At 60.7% G+C, this 21,395-nt stretch carries 16 protein-coding genes and 1 pseudogene; 11 read left to right on the forward strand and 6 right to left on the reverse strand.

Features of this window, described 5'->3' with window-relative positions; genetic code table 11:
- Window positions 1–213: 213 nt before the first annotated feature.
- The 6 genes from J2Z31_RS13210 to J2Z31_RS13235 form a co-directional block, all read right to left on the reverse strand.
- A complete protein-coding gene (locus J2Z31_RS13210; RefSeq protein WP_209602368.1) occupies window positions 214–390 on the reverse strand; it encodes a hypothetical protein in 177 nt (58 codons plus the stop codon).
- Between the two features lie 52 nt (window positions 391–442).
- A complete protein-coding gene (locus J2Z31_RS13215; protein ID WP_209602369.1) occupies window positions 443–742 on the reverse strand; it encodes a hypothetical protein in 300 nt (99 codons plus the stop codon).
- 379 nt (window positions 743–1,121) lie between these two features.
- Window positions 1,122–2,561, reverse strand: a complete 1,440-nt coding sequence (locus J2Z31_RS13220) for a radical SAM protein (protein WP_209602370.1) — start codon at window positions 2,559–2,561, stop codon at window positions 1,122–1,124.
- The gene (locus J2Z31_RS13225) at window positions 2,561–5,221 is read right to left on the reverse strand and encodes a glycosyltransferase (protein ID WP_209602371.1); all 2,661 of its coding nucleotides are present in this window, start codon (window positions 5,219–5,221) and stop codon (window positions 2,561–2,563) included. The genes J2Z31_RS13220 and J2Z31_RS13225 overlap by 1 nt, the downstream gene beginning before the upstream one ends.
- 373 nt (window positions 5,222–5,594) lie before the next feature.
- Window positions 5,595–6,704 carry an NADH:flavin oxidoreductase/NADH oxidase gene (locus J2Z31_RS13230; protein ID WP_209602372.1) on the reverse strand — a complete coding sequence of 370 codons (1,110 nt, stop codon included), beginning with the start codon at window positions 6,702–6,704 and terminating at the stop codon, window positions 5,595–5,597.
- A gap of 188 nt (window positions 6,705–6,892) precedes the next feature.
- A complete protein-coding gene (locus J2Z31_RS13235; protein ID WP_328243356.1) occupies window positions 6,893–8,044 on the reverse strand; it encodes an omptin family outer membrane protease in 1,152 nt (383 codons plus the stop codon).
- A 1,300-nt stretch (window positions 8,045–9,344) separates the two neighbouring features.
- On the opposite strand from J2Z31_RS13235, the gene J2Z31_RS13240 reads away from it, so the two are divergent.
- From J2Z31_RS13240 to J2Z31_RS13290, 11 genes and pseudogenes are all read left to right on the forward strand, one after another.
- Window positions 9,345–10,058 carry a DNA-binding transcriptional response regulator gene (locus J2Z31_RS13240; protein ID WP_209602437.1) on the forward strand — a complete coding sequence of 238 codons (714 nt, stop codon included), beginning with the start codon at window positions 9,345–9,347 and terminating at the stop codon, window positions 10,056–10,058.
- Between the two features lie 316 nt (window positions 10,059–10,374).
- Window positions 10,375–11,607 carry a cytochrome P450 family protein gene (locus tag J2Z31_RS13245; protein WP_209602373.1) on the forward strand — a complete coding sequence of 411 codons (1,233 nt, stop codon included), beginning with the start codon at window positions 10,375–10,377 and terminating at the stop codon, window positions 11,605–11,607.
- Window positions 11,608–12,085: 478 nt separating this feature from the next.
- Window positions 12,086–13,288 carry a cytochrome P450 gene (locus J2Z31_RS13250; RefSeq protein ID WP_209602374.1) on the forward strand — a complete coding sequence of 401 codons (1,203 nt, stop codon included), beginning with the start codon at window positions 12,086–12,088 and terminating at the stop codon, window positions 13,286–13,288.
- 94 nt (window positions 13,289–13,382) lie between these two features.
- The gene (locus J2Z31_RS13255) at window positions 13,383–14,663 is read left to right on the forward strand and encodes a cytochrome P450 (protein WP_209602375.1); all 1,281 of its coding nucleotides are present in this window, start codon (window positions 13,383–13,385) and stop codon (window positions 14,661–14,663) included.
- A gap of 10 nt (window positions 14,664–14,673) precedes the next feature.
- Entirely contained in the window at window positions 14,674–14,982 is a 309-nt protein-coding gene (locus J2Z31_RS13260) for a ferredoxin (protein ID WP_209602376.1), read from the forward strand.
- Window positions 14,969–15,805 (forward strand): SDR family oxidoreductase, encoded by an 837-nt coding sequence (locus tag J2Z31_RS13265; protein ID WP_209602377.1) that lies wholly within the window; start codon window positions 14,969–14,971, stop codon window positions 15,803–15,805. Before J2Z31_RS13260 ends, J2Z31_RS13265 begins: the two co-directional genes overlap by 14 nt.
- A complete protein-coding gene (locus tag J2Z31_RS13270; protein WP_209602378.1) occupies window positions 15,805–17,148 on the forward strand; it encodes a cytochrome P450 in 1,344 nt (447 codons plus the stop codon). The genes J2Z31_RS13265 and J2Z31_RS13270 overlap by 1 nt, the downstream gene beginning before the upstream one ends.
- A 145-nt stretch (window positions 17,149–17,293) precedes the next feature.
- Window positions 17,294–18,301: a polyprenyl synthetase family protein gene (locus J2Z31_RS13275; RefSeq protein ID WP_209602379.1), complete on the forward strand. Its 1,008-nt coding sequence runs from the start codon at window positions 17,294–17,296 to the stop codon at window positions 18,299–18,301.
- A gap of 136 nt (window positions 18,302–18,437) precedes the next feature.
- The gene (locus tag J2Z31_RS13280; RefSeq protein ID WP_209602380.1) at window positions 18,438–19,988 is read left to right on the forward strand and encodes a hypothetical protein; all 1,551 of its coding nucleotides are present in this window, start codon (window positions 18,438–18,440) and stop codon (window positions 19,986–19,988) included.
- On the forward strand, window positions 19,985–20,881 hold the full coding sequence (locus tag J2Z31_RS13285) for a terpene synthase family protein (RefSeq protein ID WP_209602381.1): 897 nt from the start codon (window positions 19,985–19,987) through the stop codon (window positions 20,879–20,881). The genes J2Z31_RS13280 and J2Z31_RS13285 overlap by 4 nt, the downstream gene beginning before the upstream one ends.
- Window positions 20,857–21,042 (forward strand): annotated as a pseudogene (locus J2Z31_RS13290) (type 2 isopentenyl-diphosphate Delta-isomerase); the annotation flags it as partial. The gene J2Z31_RS13285 and the pseudogene J2Z31_RS13290, both read left to right, overlap by 25 nt.
- Window positions 21,043–21,395 lie beyond the last annotated feature (353 nt).

Genomic DNA, 21,395 nt, shown 5'->3' on the forward strand with positions numbered 1-21,395 from the left:
GTCGGCTACCAGCCCACAATTTCGCCTTGCTAGACATGACCTATTCTATTATGCGGCGACAGGACAAAGAATTTCGCTTGGTCCCGAAAAGGCGCTCGGATCTCGCCTGCCGGTTCTCAGACATCCGCGGTCGGCCCTTCGGATGAAGTGGGTGACGGTCTGCCCAAGACCAGTAAGGGCCGGCCTCCTCTCACTTCACTCTTCACCGTCGCGTCACAGGTAATCATCAGCATGCCCGCACCGCGGAAGCAGCACAGCCAATGCTAAAGCGGCGGCGCACGCGTGCGCCGCTTTGACCGGCGCCATGAAGCGCCCGTTACCGAAGCGGTAATGATGCATCACGTCCTCGGCCACCAAAGCGCCAATTTCCCCATATTGCTCCGGCATCATAAGACGATTGACCCCGGCATCAGATACATTCGCTCTTGTCGTTCAATTGAAATCAACTTTCTCTAACGGCGTTCGGAAGAATGCCAAAATTCTTTGTTTGGATGGCATCAATCCACGCCGTAGATGCATGCGTTTCAAGTCGGTCATCGTTGAATGACGTAAAGTTCCAGCGAACGGCGTCTGGGAGCCGAAGGGCGCGGAAGATGTCGAAATGGTCCCAGGGTTTCCCAGGCCTGTCGTCGCCATTGGTCTTGATCGCGCAAAGGCAGTTTTTCAAGCTCACCGCGTCGATGATGCCGGTCAAACCGTTCTTCGCCGATGCCTTGGATGAAGTGAGTTGCTGGCGTGCCAAGCTTCCGCCTTGTAAGGTCGCGATAGAGGCATGCTCGAGTACCCATCATTGGCTCGGGAACGGGTGAAGGTTGTGTCCCGGTCGCCGATCGCATCCAACACGATGATTGCCGGAACCTGCTCGCGAGCTTCGGCGAAGCCCACTCGCATCCAACTCGCCGATATGGCCCCTCGCCGCCATTGGGCAACCGACGTGGCAAAATGGCAGCGCACGTAACGGCAATAATCGAGCAAACTGCGTGCTGCCCGCTACCGGAGGTCCACTCGGGAGGGGGCGTCGGTCTGAGCTTACCGTCCCGCCAACCACCGAGCTCGTTTGCGAGCTCTAAAATCCAGGCTTTCGCGGATGAATGTCTGTTCACCCTAGACCAGTGTGCTCCTTAGGCTGCGGGTGTTACGAACTGGGTATTAATTATGGCTTCGACTAGCGTTCTCCCGTTGGGGGTGAGGGTGACCACATCGCCGTCGGCGGTGACCAGCGCTTTATCGACCAGTGTCATGAGCGTGCGGCCGATAATCGGGTTGTCGAAAAAGCTTCTGCCTTCAAAACGTTGTCTGAACACGTTGTCATTCACCGGAATCAGTGTGGAAAGTGCCATTTTGAACGCGTTAACTTCGCGTTGGAGCGAGGACACTCCCCGGCTTTCCTCAATGGGCAGACGGTTTTGATCCAGAGCTTCCTTGTACCTTTTGTAGCCAGTGATGTTGATAGCTTCGGCCCGGGTGCATTTCGAGCTACCGCCGAGGCCAATTGCCACTTCCGGGTACTGCATATCAAGGTCGGTGATTAACCCTTTCCATTTTTCCGGACGCTGATTATTCCGGTGGAAATACATCGTCGGGTGTTCCAGATAACCCGGCAAGAGATACTGTTCGACCAACTCGCGCATCTGGTACTGCTTGCCCAGCCCCGGGAAGTTCATGTTGTCAACACTAGTAAGCCCCTTTTTCTGCCACAGGCTTTCTCGCTCTCCGGAAACGCCGGTACGCCTTGTCATGAACTCTTCCATGTGCAACTTGGTGCAGACTACGTGAGAAAGTTCCAGCTCAAGGGTTTTCTCCATATCATATTTCACGTCATCCACGCTTTGGCCTAACATGCCGTAGATGAGGTCAACGCTGACCCACTCAAACCCGATTTCGCGCGCGTTATACACGGTTTTCACACACTCTTCGGCAGAATGCATACGTCCGCAGGCGGTGATAATGCGGTCGTTGAAGGCCTGGGCACCGAAGCTGATTTTGGTAAAACCCAACTCTTTTAGCAGCCGCAGATAGTCTTTGGTCAGGGTTCCCGGCTCGCCTTCAAAGCGCATGGTGGCAGCAGAAAAGTTAAAATGGCTCTGGTAAAAATCCATCAGGCGCCGCAGCTCAGATTCAGGAAGCAGTGATGGCGTGCCACCGAAGATGTTAAATTCGCCGACCACGGCCTGTGCAAGGCAGGGAACCACGTGAAGCCACATGGTGGCTTCTTTGATGTTGTAATCTACCAAATCCCGGAACACAGCCAGCGACGAAGTGGCCTGCGGGTTCAGAATAACCGTTGGGTATTGGCAGAAATGGCAACGGTAGCGGCAGGAGGGGATATACGACCACAGATGGATCTGTTTTGCCTGTTTGATATCGCGGTCCATGTCATCGAAAAAAGCATCGAGTGGATAACCGGAGATATCACCGGGGAAAACGTGGCAACCGAACGGATCTCTGAATACGTACTCCAGAAATGAGCTGTTGTACGGGCAGGAGAGAAAATCGAATACGCGCGGCACCGGATAGTTCGTGTCGACATCGTTCAGTGAGCTCAGAGCTTCGCTGTTCATCAGAATACTCCGCCGTTAGCGAAGTAGTTATGAGCTTCACCGGACTCACGATCTTCGCAGAAGTAGTAGACGAAGCGCTCGAAATCCTCCGGTTTGACCGCATCGAAGCACGCCGGTAACGGCGGCGGAAAACCGATATCTTCACCAACGGCGCGCCGCAGGGAACTGAAAATTTCGTTACGGAACTCAAAATAAAGGCGATATGCCGGGGTCTTGTAAGCATGGATCGCTTTGAAGTCGATAATGCGGGATTCGTGCTTAATTTCATGGATTCGCTGGTACAAACGGTCAGCCACCGGTTCGGTAAAGAATTCACGCACAGCGGGGTTTTCCAGCAAGATCTGCGGGTTGAGCAAGGCAGGCAGCACGATGTTTTTGGGAACGTAGTCCTTGATCGAGTAGAACCAGGCCTGCTGAGACTGCGCGGGAGTGGTGTCGCACAGCGTTGGCTTTTGCTCCTCCACATCCGGGCGCACGTCTTTCATGATGATGATACCGCCCTGCCCGTAGGCGATACCGGTGATCACCTCCTCGAGGAGGGCATCCACGCGCCGGCTGTTAATTTCCACTCGGGAATCCCGGGCGTAAACCGGCTTGCCGCCCCAGGCGATTACGCGGATCCCAAAGTCCCAGTCGTCGGAGAGGTGTTCTACAAAGCGGCCATTGTTCAGCTGGTAGAAAATTTCGATACCGCCCACTTTGTCATAGAACGTGCGCTCAACGGCAAAACCTTTGCCGTCCGGAAAGCCGCCAAACAACGAAAACGACATGTCACGACAGCGCAGGGTCTTTTGAATTTCCTTGAAAAGGTTGGGACGATGGCGGAAGGATTCTTCGTTGTAATAGTAATTGCACGTGCCCAGATCACCATCTTCCTCCACCATTGTTTCAATCAACGCGTGCAACCAGTAAGGATCTACCGTGCAGTCCGCATCGGCGGAGACAATGTAATGTTTTTTTTGAACGCCCAGGCGGCTGTCACGGGCTTTTGAGCGTAAAGACGCGAAATCCATGCCACGTTTTCTGGCGGACGAGACGCCCTGAATGGTTTCTTTGACAATATGAATATCCATGATTGGATTTTGAGCACTGAAGGCTTTAATTTTCTCAACGGAATCGTCCGTTGAATTATTATCCACAATTATCAACTCATAACTTTCATGCGTAATCATACCGCAATGTGTTTTTTGATTAAACAGGGAGCGCAGTACTTCATTGATACGATCGCCTTCGTTATAAACCGGCAGCACAACCGATACGAAGACATTGTCTCTCATCTCTCTTTTGGAATAATCAAAATCGAGAATGTCAATTACATTACCCGAAAGTACCTGTTTACCAATGTAGAAGTTCCTTTGGGCGACGTCTGTCATCAGTTTCTTATTCTTGAGAAACTGGTACACATCATTGATAAATGCTTCATCAGGCAAGCCATCCCGCTCCTCTGAGATCGCCATAACGGGCGCCTCAAATCCATACTGACCATAGACTTCCCAGTAGTATTCGTAGCTGCTAGTGATGTAGCAGCGCTTGAAGCTAATCGCTTCGCCAATGGGATTCCCGTAACTGTCGTAGTCCCAAGAGGTAAGGAACGAGACCAGATCGCAAGAGTAATATAAATCCCAAATGGTCTTGGTATTCTTATGTGTGGGGCTATATTCGTGCTGAAGTGGACCAATAAACTTTACAAACGATCCGATGTTTAAATTTTTGGCCAAGGCTTTCAGCTCCTTATAGAAAACGTAATCTTCATGAGGATCGCCTGCCACGACCAGGAAAACTTTACGGTCGATACCGTTCTGAAGAAAACGCTGGTTGAGCCGCTGAACGAGATAAATATCTCTGTCGAGACGCTTTTGAGGAATAATTCGTGTTGTACGGGCAATCAGAATATCGTCGTCGCGGACGGACAGATTTTCTCTGATGTTGGTATAATTGCCCTGCCTGGTGAAATCATAGGTATTCTTCTTAACCTTGATTTCCACTTCGTGGCGGCACCACGCTTCAAGCTTCTTTTTTAAGTGATTATTGAGCGTGACGTATGTAATGTAGCTGGACTTGACAGGCTTGACAGCGTGAGGATACGGTGACGGCCCATATTTCATCACCGTTTTTTCACTATTCCACATTAAGTCGTGATCGCGCCAGATAACGAAATTGCCCAGGCCATGATGTTTCCCGTAGGCGTCAATCGCCAGATACAGCGCTTTGGTGTAAATTATATTTTCTGGTAGTGTTCCATTCTCAACGATCACATAACTGATATTCAGCTTCTCCCATAGCTGAACAATTCGGCGGGCTAGATCTCGAGATGACTCGCTAACTGCAAGCATGATTTCTTCCTGTTCTTTGGAAGAAACCGTCGTTTTTCGACTTATCAGAATATTGTGCGCGCGCTCGATAAAATCGATATTGTAGTAGGGAACGGAGTGAATATCATCTACACGAACCAATTCAAATACATCTTTATAAATCTCTTGCTCATGATTGTAAGGTTTGTTAAATTTCCCTTTATCTATTTTTATGTCATAACCAAGGTCCAGATAGGATTTAATACCATTTCTTGCTAGAAATTTAGCTACCTTTGATGCTTCAACAATAATTCCTGATACAGCAACAGCGTCAAATGATATAAACATAGCTCCAGGACGCATATTCATTCACATATCTCGTTTTCTTGTCCCACGCCGATTCCAACAGGAGGGCGGGTGCGCGTGCAGAGGTTACGCAGAGATCTCACGGAGACGCCTACATGAGGCGGGCTGTTCATGAAGGTATCCTGCTCAATCAATGCCGTGCGGAGTTGTCCTGAGCGAAGCAAGTGCTGTGCCGACCCAGAAAAGCCGTTTAAAAACAATGGGACCGCTCTGATAACCGGTGCTTTATGTCCGACATAGTCAGAAAGCCGACAACGGGTGCATCGATGGCGAGCTTCGCAACCGAGCCCAAGCCACCCCTCGTGCGCGGCGCCTGACCCCGACAAGTTACCGGTCTCATAGACATGCCGCGGATAATGCGTGACGTTTCCCGGAGTCAGTCATTCATCTCGAACAGGTGGCGATACTGCCGCGGCTGGCATCGCAAATATTGATCGGGTGCCCGCACCTGTTCTCCGAAATGGGCAGCCGCATGCCACGGCCAGCGCGGATCGTAAAGTATGGCACGAGCAATCGCGATCAGATCCGCGTCACCCATGGTCAGTATAGCCTCTGCCTGCTCGAAATCCGTGATTAGTCCGACCGCAATGACGGGAACCCGCACTGCTTGCTTTACCGCTCGCGCGAAAGGCACTTGATAACTCGGACCGAGGGCTATCTGCTGGTGATTGGATAAGCCTCCGGACGAAACGTGGATGGCGGAGCAACCCCGTGCTTCAATTTCCTTACAGAACTCGACCGTCTGATCGACGTCCCAGCCGCCCTCAGCCCAATCGGTGGCTGAAACCCGTACAGTGACCGGCTTTTCTGGAGAAAATGCATCACGGACTGCTTCGAAAACCTCCAAAGGGAAGCGCATCCTGTTTTCAAGGCTTCCACCGTACTCATCAGTGCGTAGATTGGATAGCGGTGAAAGAAACTGATGCAGAAGATAGCCATGAGCAGCATGGATCTGTATTGCATCCAAACCGATGGACGCGGCGCGTCGAGTGGCATCGGCGAAAGCGGCTCGGACCCTAACGAGTCCCGCACGGTCAAGGGCGTGCGGTGGATCGTAGGACTCTCGGAACGGAACGGCACTCGGACCTACGGTTTTCCATCCATTCACCTGGTGAGGAGCGATTTGAAGGCGGCCTTTCCACGGCACGTCTGTAGATGCTTTCCGCCCGGCATGCCCGAGCTGTATCGCAATCGGCGTGTCCGACCACCGCCGCACGCTGGCAAGCACTCGCCCCATCGCAATTTGGCATGCGTCGGAATAGAGACCGAGGTCGCGATAAGAGATACGACCTTCGGGCGATACGGCAGTGGCCTCGATTGTCACTACCGCGACACCTGATAAAGCCAGGTTCCCGAGGTGGATTAGGTGCCAATCGTTCATCTCACCGTCTACCGCGGAAAACTGGCACATCGGTGCGGCTACGACCCGGTTCCTGAGTTCTAGGGATCCGATTTTGAACGGAGAGAACAGCCTAGTTCCACTCATTCTGCTTCTCCAACGTGTGGCTCTTCCCGTGACAATCGGGTCGCGTGCTCTGCGGACGTTCACTCGGTGGAGCGTTCGGCTCGGCCACATCTGTGCTGCTGGCCAAGGAATCAACCTTAGACGAGCGCCCGGTGTTATCGAACTCCATCTTGGCAATGGCGTTCGCCTTCGTTTGACGCCTTTGTCAGTCAAAACGAGCCCTTGAGCCCGAAGGAGATCGACATGGACTCGAAGTTTGCCCCGGCCTCATCCTTTGTCGGGGGGTAGCGTGTGCCCTCCGCGGTGTCGTCGATTTGCATGTCGCCGGGTTTGTGAAACACCCGCTCGAACGAACCGGACAGATAGAGCGAAGCACCTGGAGTCAACGCGTAGTTGACCGCAACAGTGGCGCCGATCGTCGGCGCCGGATCCATGTCGTCATGGTAACGCAGATCGCGCGACCAGTGATCGTCGATGTCCTTGATGCCGAAGCTCAAGCCACCCTGGATGCCGCCGCTGATCGTAAGATCGCCCAGGACACGTTCGCCGCTCAGGCTGACGAAGCCAACCGGAATCTTTTGCCGGTAGCTGATGGCGCGTTCCCCGTCTGCCCATGCTACAGGTGAATTGCGGAAGCCATCCTCGCTCGAATAGAGGCCCGATCCACCATAGGCCGTCCACTTGACGTCGGTGTAGCGGAAGCCGGCGCCCACCGCGAAACTGCTGGTCTCACTGCCGTAAATGATCCGGTCCAATTCGACCGCTCCGTCGACATAGTGGTCAAGTTCGGTACCGGGATGGATAGTGCGGTCGCTCCAGTCATCGTGCCCACGGCTCAGCCAGTCGAAGTCAACCATGTGACCGTTGCCGCCGGTGCCGAAGTTGATGCTGCCGTTCAAGCTCCAGTCGTCGTCGATCTGCGCGTCAAAACCGAGGGTGAAAAGGGTCACCCCCTTGCTCTCCCAGTTCAGCTGGCTGCACTTGTGGCCCTTGCTGACCCAACCCGACTCTGTGCACGCGCCGGCGCTGGGATAGACAAATTCCTGGGCCTTGATGTTGGCAAGGCCAATTCCGCCGAAAACAATGAGATTGCCATCGTCGGAAGAAAACAGAACGTCGTCTGCGGCGGCGAATGACGGCGTGGCCATCAGAAAACAGGAAGTGATTACGGATCCTACAATGACGCACTTTGTAAGCTGACCGCGTAGTTCGTCCAGCGCCTCAGTGTTGGGCCTGAGCTTCCTCGCCTCCGCCGATTGTGGGGCATCTGACTTGCGCTCTGCCCGCGCCATCGCTGTTGATGGACCGGCTTCGCACTGCTGTCGGGCGGCAGCGCGCGCCAGGCCGTTCGGCGACTGCACATATGTTTGGAGCATGTTGTTGTCCTTTGCTGGGAAGCGATCGAAATGTCAGGACCGGCAGGAGCGCGGTGTGGAGACGCTTGACGATGCGCTGGGCCGGTGTGGAAACTTCCAGGCGAGCGGTGAAAACGTCGGCCTACCGCCCGCACCTCAACGATTTCGCACCGCCAGTCGGTGTCAGAGGGCGGGGCGACCGGGCGGCCTGTTGCCAGCCGTCGGCCGCCGGAAGATTTTGGCACGCCGCACATCAGGCAGTGTTTACCGCTACAAACTTAGCCATTCCGAGTCCAAGCGGAGGCGGGTTTTGCTTGGCACTGATCTCCGGGCGGTGGCTGGCGTGGCTGCATGGAGGAACTCCTGCTAAGTCGTGAGGTAGGGTTGTTGCCCATTGCCGAAGCAACTGCCGCGCCAACCAGAAAACCATTTCCAAACAATGGGATCACTCTAACAGCGCGGTGTCTCATGTCGGACATATTGTCAAAACGCCGACAAATGTGTGCAACTGCTGTCATGTCCCTGGCACCTTATCAGATCGTCCGATTTATGTGCCGGTGCGATTTTTGCTCTCAGGAGCCTGAATGCGAAGCGGCGGCGCAGAATCCCATCCAGATTGTCGCGCTGATCTCATCCGGAACATGCAAGTCAAAAGGGGACTTGCAATGAGCTCCGCGATCAGAGAACCCCATGTTGAGTAGTGGCAAATGCGACTGGGTGGAGCGGGAATATCCAGAGCGACAGGTGCAAAAGATCGACGAATCCATTCAATGTCCGCCTCGCTTCCGTCGTCTCCGGATGGCCTCTCGATAACCCTCGGGCTTATCTCTTCCGGCTAATCATCCGTTGAGAGACACCGTTTCGCCGTAACCTGACGTCAGTCAACTTTACCCGACTTGAAAAGCATTTATCTACGCAGTGGATCATTGCCATCCAAACAAACCGTTTTGGCAATCTTCCGAACGCCGATAGAGAGAGAGTTGACTTCAACTGGAAGGCAATAGGGCGAACGCCGTTTGCGAGCGCTGTTAGAGGTGGTCTGAAGCCGGGAACGACCTTCGGTCTATCGGCTTATGACGCTCCCGGCGAAACACTGGGAATTTGCGCTTTGGCGGCCAAGGACGTGATTGCGCGGGAATTCCAATCATCGAAACCGACCCGCGGCGCGCGGCGGCAGAGACGCTGCCGGAGCGATCGCGCATGGTTTCCTGTCGCGGCTTTCCGCGACGAACGCCTGGCTTGCCTGCAAAAGTTCACAAAAGATCACGCCACGGTCCACAAGTCTGCAGTAAAGGATTTCATATCCATGGCCTTTTCATTTTCCACATTAATTCGAATCATCACCTTGACCGTCATAACCGCCATCGTGAGCGTGCAGCCTTCGACAGCGGATGATCTGCCCGCCCCGCAGCAGTGGGCGAGAACCCCCTTGTCACGAGTAGAAGCCCTTGCGGTTCTTCAGACTCTAAACGCGAATCTCCTCAGCAATGCCAGTGCGACGCTGACGCTCGATCGCTGGTGTGCCGCGCATAAGCTTGCACCACCGGGTTCCAAGATCGTAGCAAAACGTGTACAGGGACACGACAAGCCAGCCAACGTTCATATTCGTGAATTGCTGCACGTCGGGCCGAACGAGCCGATCGTCTATCGCCATGTCCGCCTAGCATGCGGTGATCGCATCCTTTCGGAAGCAGACAACTGGTATGTGCCTGCAAGACTGACAGCCGAGATGAACGAGGCGCTGAATACGACTGATATCTCGTTTGGTCGAGCCGTTCGGTCCTTGAACTTCACCCGAACCAACTTAACGGCCAAACTGCTTTGGTCCCCTCTTCCCGAAGGCTGGGACATGTCAGCGGAATTACTACTGCCGAGCTTAGGGTCTTTGACCCCACCGCCATTCCTTCTCGAGCATCATGCAGTGCTGAAGTTGCAAGATGGCACGCCTTTTGCTGCGTTGGTCGAAAGCTATACGAACGATGTGCTCGATTTTCCGCATCCCCAGCTATTGCCGCAATAAAACCTGATGGATTGGCTGCCGACTCTCCGTTAGTCCGGAGGTGAAAAACTGGACGCCATTCGAAAAACACCGGACAGCTACTGTCATGTCCCTGGCACTTTATCCCAATGACCTCGTCGCAGAAGGCTTTCACGAGCTTTGCTCGGACGCAGAAATCAGGAATAGACGATCGCATCAGGCGCATGGAACCTGGGGCTTCCATGAAACCGATCGAGTTGTCTATTTCCGCAAACCACTGGCCTGATTTCGTCCCGCCGCGATTTAGAGTGTCATTTCGCCCTCAGCCGGAACCGACCCCCTCTAAGGAGTTGTTGGCATGCGCGTAAAAAACGATAATCGCGATGTGATCGGTGTGTCGGTCGCTCCCACGCACCTTGATAATCTGTCTTCTGCGATTCTGCAGCAGGGGGGGATGGCGCGAGTGTCGCTGCCAGGCGATGTGGTGACCTGGGCGGCAGGCGGTCACCAGACGCTCAGGCGGATACTTTCCGACCAGCGTTTCAACAGGGACTGGCGACAGTGGCGGGCGCTGCAGGACGGCGAGATTCCCGAGGATCATCCGCTGATTGGGATGTGCAAAGTGGACAACATGGTCACGGCGCATGGCGCCGATCACCGGCGCTTGCGCGGCCTGCTGTCCAGGAGCTTCCCGCCCAGTCGTATCGCCTTGCTGGCGCCACGGATCGAACAATGCGTCGATCGACTCCTGGCCGAGATGGCGCAGCGCGGCGGCAGTGCCGATCTGATGCGCGAGTTCGCCGTTCCGCTGCCCACCAAGGTGATCGCCGAACTGTTCGGTTTGCCGGACGAACAGCGCGAGGAGATCGTCGCGCTCACCTACAGCCTAGCCAACACCTCCGCCACAGCCGCAGAGGTGCGACAGACGCGGCAGCGCATCCCGGAGTTCTTCCGTCGCCTGATCGCGCTCAAGCGGGGCCAGCTCGGCGACGATCTGGCTTCGGCCCTGATCGTCGCGCGCGACAACGGCGAGCTCGTTTCCGACACCGAGCTCATCGACATGCTGTTCATGGTGCTCTCTGCGGGCTTCGTGACCACCACCGGCGTCATCGGCAATGGCGTGCTGGCATTGCTGACGCATCCGCAGCAACTAAACCTGGTGCGCAGCGGCCAAGTTCCGTGGTCACAGGCGATCGAGGAGATCCTGCGCTGGGGCAGCTCAGTCGCCAATCTGCCGTTCCGCTATGCCACCCAGGACGTGGAGATCGACGGATGCATGGTCCGCCGCGGCGACGCCGTCCTGATGGCGTTCCATGCGGCGAACCGGGACGAAAAGGCCTTCGGTCCCGGCGCCGACAGGTTCGATGTCACCCGGCGGCACAACCCGCACCTGTCGTTCGGCGAGGGGCCGCATTTCTGCCTGGGCGCCGCGCTGGCGCGCCTGGAATTGCGCTGCGCCTTCCCCGCGCTGTTCAGGCGGCTGGAGGATCTGGCGCTGTCCATCGCCGCGGAGGACGTCGTCTACCTGCCGTCTTACGTCATTCGCTGTCCGCAGCGCCTGCCGGTCACCTTCCGCCCTTCCATCGCTTAGAGAGCGCGGCATTCACCCCGGATACGGTGATGCTCGGTTCGCCGGGGTAGCTGGTCTCGCACGAGCGGGGCATGCCCGGTTACGAACGATCGTGGCGCCGGCCTAGAAGGCTTTCACGAGCGTTGCTTAGACGCAGAAATCAGGAATAGACGGTCGCATCAGACGCATGGAAACTGGGGCTTCCATGAAACCGATCGAGTTGTCTATTTCCGCAAACCACTGCCCTAATTTCGTCCCACCACGCTTAGAGTGTCATTTCGCCCTCAGCCGGAACCGACCCCGCCTACTGTCGAGTTTGTCGCGTCCGCGACATGGTGATGTTCGGCCCGGGCGTGCCGCGCTCAGTTAAGACATTGAATGATGTGCAGAGCAGTTTACCTGAGGCGCTCCCTGCGCAGTTGGTACGATTCTTGCTGCCCTAGTTGCACGGCGGCACACGCCGGCATGCCCTTCATCGCTTAGAGAGTGGAGTGCCACCATGTCCGAACAACCCTTGCCAAGGCTGCCGATGTGGCGCGTCGATCACATCGAGCCCTCGCCCGAGATGTTGGCGCTACGCGCCAACGGTCCGATCCACCGCGTGCGCTTCCCGTCCGGGCACGAAGGCTGGTGGGTGACAGGCTACGACGAGGCGAAGGCGGTGCTGTCCGACGCGGCGTTCCGGCCGGCGGGAATGCCGCCGGCGGCATTCACCCCCGATTGTGTGATTCTCGGTTCGCCGGGGTGGCTGGTCTCGCACGAGGGGGACGAGCATGCCCGGTTACGTACGATCGTGGCGCCGGCCTTCAGCGACCGCAGGGTGAAGCTGCTCGCGCAGCAAGTCGAGGCGATCGCCGCGCAGTTGTTCGAGACGCTGGCGGCCCAGCCCCAGCCCGCCGACCTGCGGCGCCACCTCTCCTTTCCGCTTCCGGCCATGGTCATCAGCGCGCTGATGGGCGTGCTCTACGAGGATCACGCCTTTTTCGCCGGGCTCTCCGACAAGGTGATGACGCACCAGCATGAAAGCGGCCCGCGCAGCGCGTCGCGTCTGGCCTGGGAAGAACTGCGCGCCTACATTCGCGGCAAGATGCGGGAAAAGCGCCAGGATCCGGGCGACAACCTGCTGACGGATCTGCTCGCGGCGGTCGACCAGGGCAAGGCGACCGAGGAAGAGGCGATCGGCCTGGCGGCGGGCATGCTGGTGGCGGGGCACGAGAGCACCGTCGCGCAGATCGAATTCGGCCTGCTGGCCATGTTCCGCCATCCGCAACAGCGCGAACAGCTGGTCGGCGATCCATCCCTGGTGGACAAGGCGGTGGAGGAAATCCTGCGCATGTACCCGCCGGGCGCGGGCTGGGACGGCATCATGCGTTATCCGAGGACCGACGTGACCATCGCGGGCGTGCATATTCCCGCGGAGAGCAAGGTGCTGGTCGGCCTGCCGGCGACGTCGTTCGATCCGCGCCATTTCGACGACCCGGAAATCTTCGACATCGGACGCGAAGAAGAGCCGCACCTGGCGTTCTCCTACGGGCCGCACTACTGCATCGGCATGGCGCTGGCCAGGCTGGAACTCAAGGTGGTGTTCGGTTCGATCTTCCAGCGCTTTCCCGCGCTGCGCCTGGCCGTGGCACCCGAAGAACTGAAGTTGCGCAAGGAGATCATCACTGGCGGGTTCGAGGAGTTCCCGGTGCTCTGGTGATGCGCGGACGCCGCCGGGAATCGCGATCTTCTCCGCAATTTGCCGGCGCGCCTGGCGCGCGCCGGTCAGATCAGCCAGCCAACAGGTAATCAAGATGGACGTCCAAGAAACCACGGCAGCATGCCGGGACGCCTTCGCCGAACTGGCGTTGCCAGCGTGCATCCACGACCCGTATCCGTTCATGCGGTGGTTGCGCGAGCACGATCCGGTGCATCGCGCGGCGTCGGGCCTCTTTCTGTTGAGCCGCCACGCCGACATCTACTGGGTGCTCCAGGCCACGGGCGACGCGTTTCGGGGACCGGCGCCGGGCGAACTGGCGCGCTATTTCCCGCGTGCGGCGACCAGCCTGTCGCTCAATCTGCTGGCGTCCACGCTAGCGATGAAGGACCCACCGACGCATACGCGTCTGCGCCGGCTGATCTCGCGCGATTTCACCATGGGCCAGATCGACAACCTGCGGCCGAGCATCGCGCGCATCGTCGCAGCGCGCCTGGACGACATGGCGCCCGCGCTGGAGCGCGGGGAGGCGGTGGACCTGCATCGGGAATTCGCGTTGGCCTTGCCCATGCTGGTCTTCGCCGAACTGTTCGGCATGCCCCAGGACGTCATGTTCGGGCTCGCCGCCGGGATCGGCGCCATTATGGAAGGCCTGAGCCCGCACGCCAGCGATCCCCAGCTCGCCGCGGCGGACGCGGCCAGCGCCAGGGTGCAGGCCTACTTCGGCGACCTCATACAGCGCAAGCGCACCGATCCCCGCCACGACATCGTGTCGATGCTGGTCGGCGCACACGACGACGATGCAGACACGCTGTCGGATGCGGAGTTAATCAGCATGCTGTGGGGCATGCTGCTGGGCGGCTTCGCCACCACTGCTGCGACCATCGGCCATGCGGTCCTGGCGATGCTGGCGTATCCCGAACAGCGGCACTGGCTGCAGGGAGACGCCGTGGGGGTGAAGGCATTCGTCGAAGAAGTCCTGCGCTGCGACGCGCCCGCGATGTTCAGCTCCATTCCGCGTATCGCCCAGCGCGACATCGAACTGGGCGGCGTGGTGATCCCGAAGAACGCGGACGTGCGCGTGCTGATCGCGGCCGGCAATCGCGACCCGGACGCCTTCGCCGATCCCGACCGCTTCGATCCCGCGCGGTTCTACGGCACCAGTCCTGGCATGTCGACCGACGGGAAGATCATGCTGAGCTTCGGCCACGGCATCCACGTCTGCCTCGGTGCGCAACTGGCCCGGGTGCAGTTGGCCGAGAGCCTGCCGCGGATCCAGGCGCGCTTCCCCACGTTGACATTGGCCGAGCAGCCGACCCGGGAGCCCTCCGCGTTCCTTAGGACGTTCCGCGCGCTGCCGGTGCGGCTGCATGCGTGAGGGAGCTGAGATGCGCGTCGTGATCGACCAGGATCTGTGCGGAACCACCGGGCAGTGCGTGCTGACGCTGCCGGGCACCTTTCGCCAGCGCGAAGAGGACGGCGTGGCCGAACTGTGCGTGGCGACGGTCCCGCAGGCGCTGCACGCCGCCGTGCGGCTCGCGGCCAGCCAGTGCCCGGTCGCCGCCATTCAGGTCATCGAAGGCGACGCTGGCGATGACGAGCGCGCCAGCGCCGACCCTGCGCGTTGTCCGGCGGAGGCCGAGCGGCAGGCCGCGAAAGACCAACGTAATCCAGGAGGACACGATGGGACGGTTTGAAGGCAAGGTGGCCGTGGTGACCGGCGCCGGCGCCGGCATCGGCAAGGCATGCGCCCTCGCCATCGCGCGCGAGGGCGGCAGAGTGGTGGTGGCCGACATTGATGGCTCGGCGGCCATCGCCTGCACGGAGCAGATCGCGGCCGAAGCGGGCCACGCACTGGCCCTGGCCGTGGACATCGCCGATGCGCAGGCGGTGGCAACGCTGTTCGAGACGGCGGAGCGGCACTTCGGTGGGGTGGACCTGCTGGTGAACAACGCGAGCGCCATGCATCTGACCCCGCGCGACCGCACGATCCTCGACCTGGACCTGGCGGTCTGGGATCAGACCATGGCGACCAATCTGCGCGGCACGCTGCTCTGCTGCCGGCAGGCCATCCCACGGATGATCGCCCGCGGCGGTGGCGCGATCGTCAACATGTCGTCGTGCCAGGGTCTCAGCGGTGACACCGCGCAGACGTCCTACGCCGCGTCGAAGGCGGCGATGAACATGCTGTCGGCCTCGCTCGCCACCCAGTACGGTCATGCGCAGATCCGCTGCAACGCGGTTGCGCCGGGTCTCATCATGACCGAGCGTCTCGTTGCCAAGCTGGACGAGTGCATGCAACGGCATCTGCGCCGGCACCAGCTCCTGCCGCGCGTTGGCCGCCCCGAGGACGTGGCCGCGCTCGTGGCGTTCCTGCTCTCCGACGATGCTGCGTTCATCACCGGCCAGGTCGTGTGCATCGACGGCGGCATGCTGGCACATGTGCCGACGTACGCCGACGGTGGCAACAGCCCCGCCCGGCGGCCTGCCGGCGACACCGCCGAAGCGGAGCGCTGCTGATGGACATGCTGCTCAACCCGCTGGACCGTCGGCACCGACTGCGGCATGACATCCCGGTCGTGCCCGGCGCTTACCCCCTTGTCGGGCATCTTCCCGCCATCGTCTGCGACCTGCCGCGCCTGCTACGGCGCGCGGAACGGATGCTGGGCAGCCATTTCTGGCTGGATTTCGGCCCTGCCGGACGCCAGATGACCTGCATGGATCCGGATGCGTTCGCACTGCTCCGGCACAAGGATATGTCCTCGGCGCTGATCGAAGAGATCGCGCCCGAATTGCTTGGCGGAACGTTGGTCGCCCAGGACGGCGGCGCGCACCGGCAGGCGCGCGATGCGATCAAGGCGGCGTTCTTGCCCAAGGGGCTGACCCAGGCCGGCATCGGCGACCTGTTCGCGCCCGTCATCCGGGCGCGGGTGCAGGCGTGGCGCGACCGCGGCGACGTAACGATCCTGCGCGAGACCGGGGACCTGATGCTGAAGCTCATCTTCAGCCTCATGGGAATCCCCACGCAGGACCTGCCGGGATGGCACCGCAAGTACCGGCAACTGCTGCAGTTGATCGTTGCGCCCCGGATCGACCTGCCCGGACTGCCCTTGCGGCGCGGCCGCGCCGCCCGCGACTGGATCGACGCGCAGTTGCGCCAGTTCGTCCGCGACGCGCGCGCGCATGCCGCGCGCACCGGGTTGATCAACGACATGGTGAGCGCCTTCGATCGCAGCGACGATGCGCTCTCCGATGACGTCCTGGTCGCCAATATCCGCGTGCTGCTGCTTGCCGGTCACGACACCACCGCCTCGACGATGGCCTGGATGGTGATCGAGCTGGCGCGGCAGCCTGTGCTGTGGGACGCCCTGGTCGAGGAGGCGCAACGCGTGGGCGCGGTGCCGACCCGGCACGCGGACCTGGCGCAGTGTCCGGTCGCGGAGGCGCTGTTCCGCGAGACGCTGCGCATGCATCCGTCGGTCACGCTCCTGCCGCGTCGCGCGCTGCAGGAATTGCAACTCGGCCAACGGCGCATTCCCGCGGGCACCGATCTGTGCATCCCGCTGCTGCATTTCTCGACCTCGGCGCTGCTGCACGAGGCGCCTGATCAGTTCCGCCTGGAGCGGTGGCTGCAACGAACGGAGCCGATCCGGCCGGTGGACATGCTGCAGTTCGGTTCCGGCCCACACGTCTGCATCGGCTACCACCTGGTATGGCTGGAACTGGTGCAGTTCTGCATCGCCTTGGCGCTGACCATGCACAAGGCCGGGGTGCGGCCGCGGTTGCTGAGCGGCGTCGAAAAAGGCCGGCGCTATTACCCGACCGCACATCCGTCCATGACAATCCGCATCGGATTCTCATGAGCAGGCGTCGCATGCCCCGTGTGGCGAGGCAGCGGCGCCCGCGACCCGCGGCATTGCTGCACCCAGCGCGCGCGCTCGGTGCGACGCCGGCAACACCGCGGCGGCTCGCCGCTCGTCGTGGCCGTCGCCTGTCAGGTACAAAGACATGAACAACGTGCAGACCGGTACCACGCTACACGACGACCGAACTGGCGTTTCCGCCCTCGGCGGAATGGGCGCGCGGGCGCGCGGCGCATCCGGCAGGCTGCTGACGGAGATCTGGATGCAGGACGGCGCAAAGCGGGTCGAACAGGCGCTGGCGCGTCTTCTCTGCGCCGAAGACGACGGTGAGACCGAGCTGATGGCGGCGATGCGCTACGCCACCTTGCATGGCGCGAAGCGCACCCGCGCCTTGCTCTGTCTGGCAGCCGGCGCACTGGCCGACACGCCGGCGCACATGCTCGACGACGTCGGCGCCGCCATCGAGATGATGCACGCTTGTACCCTGGTCCACGACGACCTGCCCGCGATGGACAACGACGTGCTTCGCCGCGGCCTTCCGACCGTGCACGTCAAGTTCGGCGAAGCCACTGCGATCCTGGTCGGCGATGCGCTGCAGGCGCACGCCTTCCTGACCCTGGCGAGCCTGGATGCGCCGGGCGACAATCGTATCGCGCTCGTGCGCGAACTGGCGCAGGCGGTATCCGCCGAGGGTGCTGCAGGCGGGCAGGCCATGGATCTGTCGCTGGTCGGAAAGCACGTCGAGCTGGACAGGATCGTGGCGATGCACCGGATGAAGAGCGGAGCGCTAGTGCGCGCATCCGTTCGCATGGGCGCGCTATGCGCCGTCGCGGAGGATGCCGCGCACGCTGCGCTGTACTGTGCGCTCGATCGCTACGGCGCCTGTCTCGGCCTGGCGTTGCAGGTGGTCGACGACATTCTAGACGCGACAGCGGATACCGTGACGCTGGGCAAGACCTCCGGCAAGGACGCGGCGGCGCAGAAGCCGACCTGCGCGTCGATCATGGGGCTGCAGGCAGCGCGCCAGTTCGCGCTGGATCTGTTGCGCGACGCCGGGGAGGCCATCGCCCCGCTGGGGCCGCGTGCGGAACGGTTGGCGCAGATGCTGCAGCGGGCCAACGCGTATCTGTTCAAGCACGCGCCATGCGCATGAGCGCGCCCGTCCGCCTGGAGTCGCCCCTGTGCCGCTGCGATCGGCCGGCGGCAGCGGTGCACGCTGCACTGTGTCCGAGTCCGCGGCGTCTGCCCGTCCTGGTTCTCGTCAATCGTCTGCAGAAGGAAGATCCCGCGTGAACGCGCTGTCCGAACAGATCCTTTCCGAATTGCGCCACCTGCTGAGCGGGATGAGCGACGGCGGCAGCGTCGGTCCGTCCGTCTACGACACGGCGCGAGCTCTGCAGTTCCACGGCAACGTCATCGGTCGGCAGGACGCATACGCGTGGCTGATCGCACAGCAACAGGCCGATGGCGGATGGGGAAGCGCGGACTTCCCGCTGTTCCGCCATGCGCCCACGTGGGCGGCGTTGCTGGCATTGCAGCGTGCCGACCCTCTTCCCGGCGCTGCCGACGCAGTCCAGGCTGCAACCCGGTTCCTCGAGCGCCAGCCCGATCCCTACGCGCATGCGGTGCCGGAAGACGCGCCGATCGGCGCGGAGCTGATCCTGCCGCAGTTGTGCGGCGAGGCCGCATCCTTGCCGGGCGGCGTGGCGTTTCCGCGCCACCCGGCGCTGTTGCCGTTGCGGCAAGCGTGCCTGGCCAAGCTGGGGACGGTGGCGACGTTGCCGAGCGGCCATCCGTTGCTGCACTCCTGGGAAGCCTGGGGGACGTCGCCGACCACCGCATGCCCGGATGACGACGGCAGCATCGGCATCAGTCCGGCGGCCACCGCCGCGTGGCGTGCGCACGCCGTGAGAAAGGGGAGCACACCGCAGCTCGGGCGGGCCGACGCGTATCTGCAGGCGGCATCGCGGGCGACGCGCAGCGGCATCGAAGGTGTCGTTCCCAACGTCTGGCCGATCAATGTGTTCGAGCCATGCTGGTCGCTGTACACCCTGCATCTGGCCGGGCTGTTCGCGCATCCCGCGCTCGCCGAGGCGGTCCGCGTGATCGTCGCGCAGCTCGATGCCCGCCTGGGCGTGCGCGGTCTGGGCCCGGCCTTGCACTTCGCGGCCGATGGGGACGACACCGCCGTCGCGTTATGCGTCCTGCGCCTTGCAGGCCGCGAACCGGCGGTCGATGCGTTGCGCCATTTCGAAATCGGTGAGCTGTTCGTCACCTTCCCCGGCGAGCGCAATGCATCGGTGTCGACCAACATCCATGCCCTGCATGCGTTGCGACTGTTGGGAAAGCCCGCCGTCGGCACCAGCGCCTACCTGGAGGCCAATCGCAACCCGCACGGTCTATGGGACAACGAAAAATGGCACGTTTCGTGGCTGTATCCCACCGCGCATGCGGTCGCTGCGCTGGCACAAGGCAAGCCCCAGTGGCGCGACGAGCGCGCGCTGGCGGCGCTGCTGCAGGCGCAGCGCGACGACGGCGGCTGGGGCGCCGGTCGCGCGTCCACATTCGAGGAAACCGCCTATGCGCTGTTCGCGTTGCACGTGATGGACGGGAGCGAAGAGCCGACAGGGCGCCGGCGCATCGCGCAGGCGGTGGCGCGTGCGCTGGAGTGGATGCTCGCCCGCCATGCGGCGCATGCATTGCCGCAGATGCCGCTGTGGATCGGCAAGGAACTGTATTGCCCCACCCGGGTCGTGCGCGTGGCCGAACTCGCCGGGTTGTGGCTGGCGCTTCATTGGGGGCGGCGCGTTCTGGCCGAGGGAGCAGGAGCGGCGCCATGATCCAGACCGAACGCGCGCTGCAGCAGGTGCTGGAGTGGGGGCGTTCCCTGACCGGGTTCGCCGACGAGCATGCCGTGGAAGCGGTCAGGGGTGGCCAGTACGTCCTGCAGCGCATCCACCCGAGCCTGCGCGACACCAGCGCCCGCACCGGCCGCGATCCGCAGGACGAAACGCTGATCGTGGCGTTCTATCGCGAACTGGCGCTGCTTTTCTGGCTCGACGATTGCAACGACCTTGGCCTGATCGCGCCGGAGCAGCTCGCCGCGGTGGAGCAGGCGCTGGGGCGGGGCGTGCCGTGTGCGCTCCCCGGATTCGAGGGCTGCGCTGTGCTGCGCGCTTCGCTCGCCGCGCTCGCCTACGATCGTCGCGACTATGCTCAGCTTCTCGACGATACCAGGTACTACTGCGCGGCACTGCGCGCCGGCCACGCGCAGGCGGCAGGGGCGGAACGCTGGTCCTACGCCGAGTATCTGCACAACGGCATCGATTCGATCGCCTACGCGAACGTGTTCTGTTGCCTGTCGTTGCTGTGGGGGCTGGACATGGCGACCTTGCGCGCGCGCCCGGCGTTTCGCCAGGTCCTGCGGCTCATCTCCGCGATAGGGCGCCTGCAGAACGATCTGCATGGACGCGACAAGGACAGGTCGGCCGGCGAGGCCGACAACGCGACGATCCTGCTGCTGCAGCGCTATCCGGCTATGCCTGTGGTGGAGTTCCTCAATGACGAGCTGGCCGGCCATACGCGCATGCTGCACCGGGTGATGGCGGAAGAACGATTTCCCGCGCCGTGGGGACCCTTGATCGAGGCCATGGCCGCCATCCGCGCGCAGTACTACCAGACCTCGACCAGCCGCTACCGAAGCGACGCTGCGGGGTGCCCGAGTTGGACCTGACGCAGATCGACCTGTGCGCCTAGCTGCTGGGCAAGACCGTACGCGCGCCGCTGCTGATCAGCTCCATGACCGGCGGCATGCCACCCGCCGAGGCCATCAACCGGCATCTGAGCGAGGCAGCGCAAGCCTTGGGGATCACCATGTGCGTCGGTTCGCAGCGAGGGTATCGCGGCTTCGGAGACGTCATCGTCATCTCGGACTAAGCCGAAGTCCTCAAGCGGCGGCCTCAAGCGATGCCGAAAGCGACAGCCCACATTATTCGGTTCACATCGCCATGAAGACTCAGCCATGCAGCAGATCGCACCTTGATTCGCTGCATCTCTAACCGTGACGAGGAACTGCTTACCATGGCTTGGGACTCAGAGCCTGCCGAATTCGAAGAATTTCAGGAGCCAACCTTGTATAAAGTTTACCGTTCGGGAATTTATTTGCCCAAGATATCATCCAGCCGCGTTAATTTTCCCGTCCGGGAAAATTCATCTCGACAGAGCGCCAAGTATGCTGCTATTTTCCC

The sequence above is a fragment of the Sinorhizobium kostiense genome (assembly GCF_017874595.1).
Classification (GTDB): domain Bacteria; phylum Pseudomonadota; class Alphaproteobacteria; order Rhizobiales; family Rhizobiaceae; genus Sinorhizobium; species Sinorhizobium kostiense.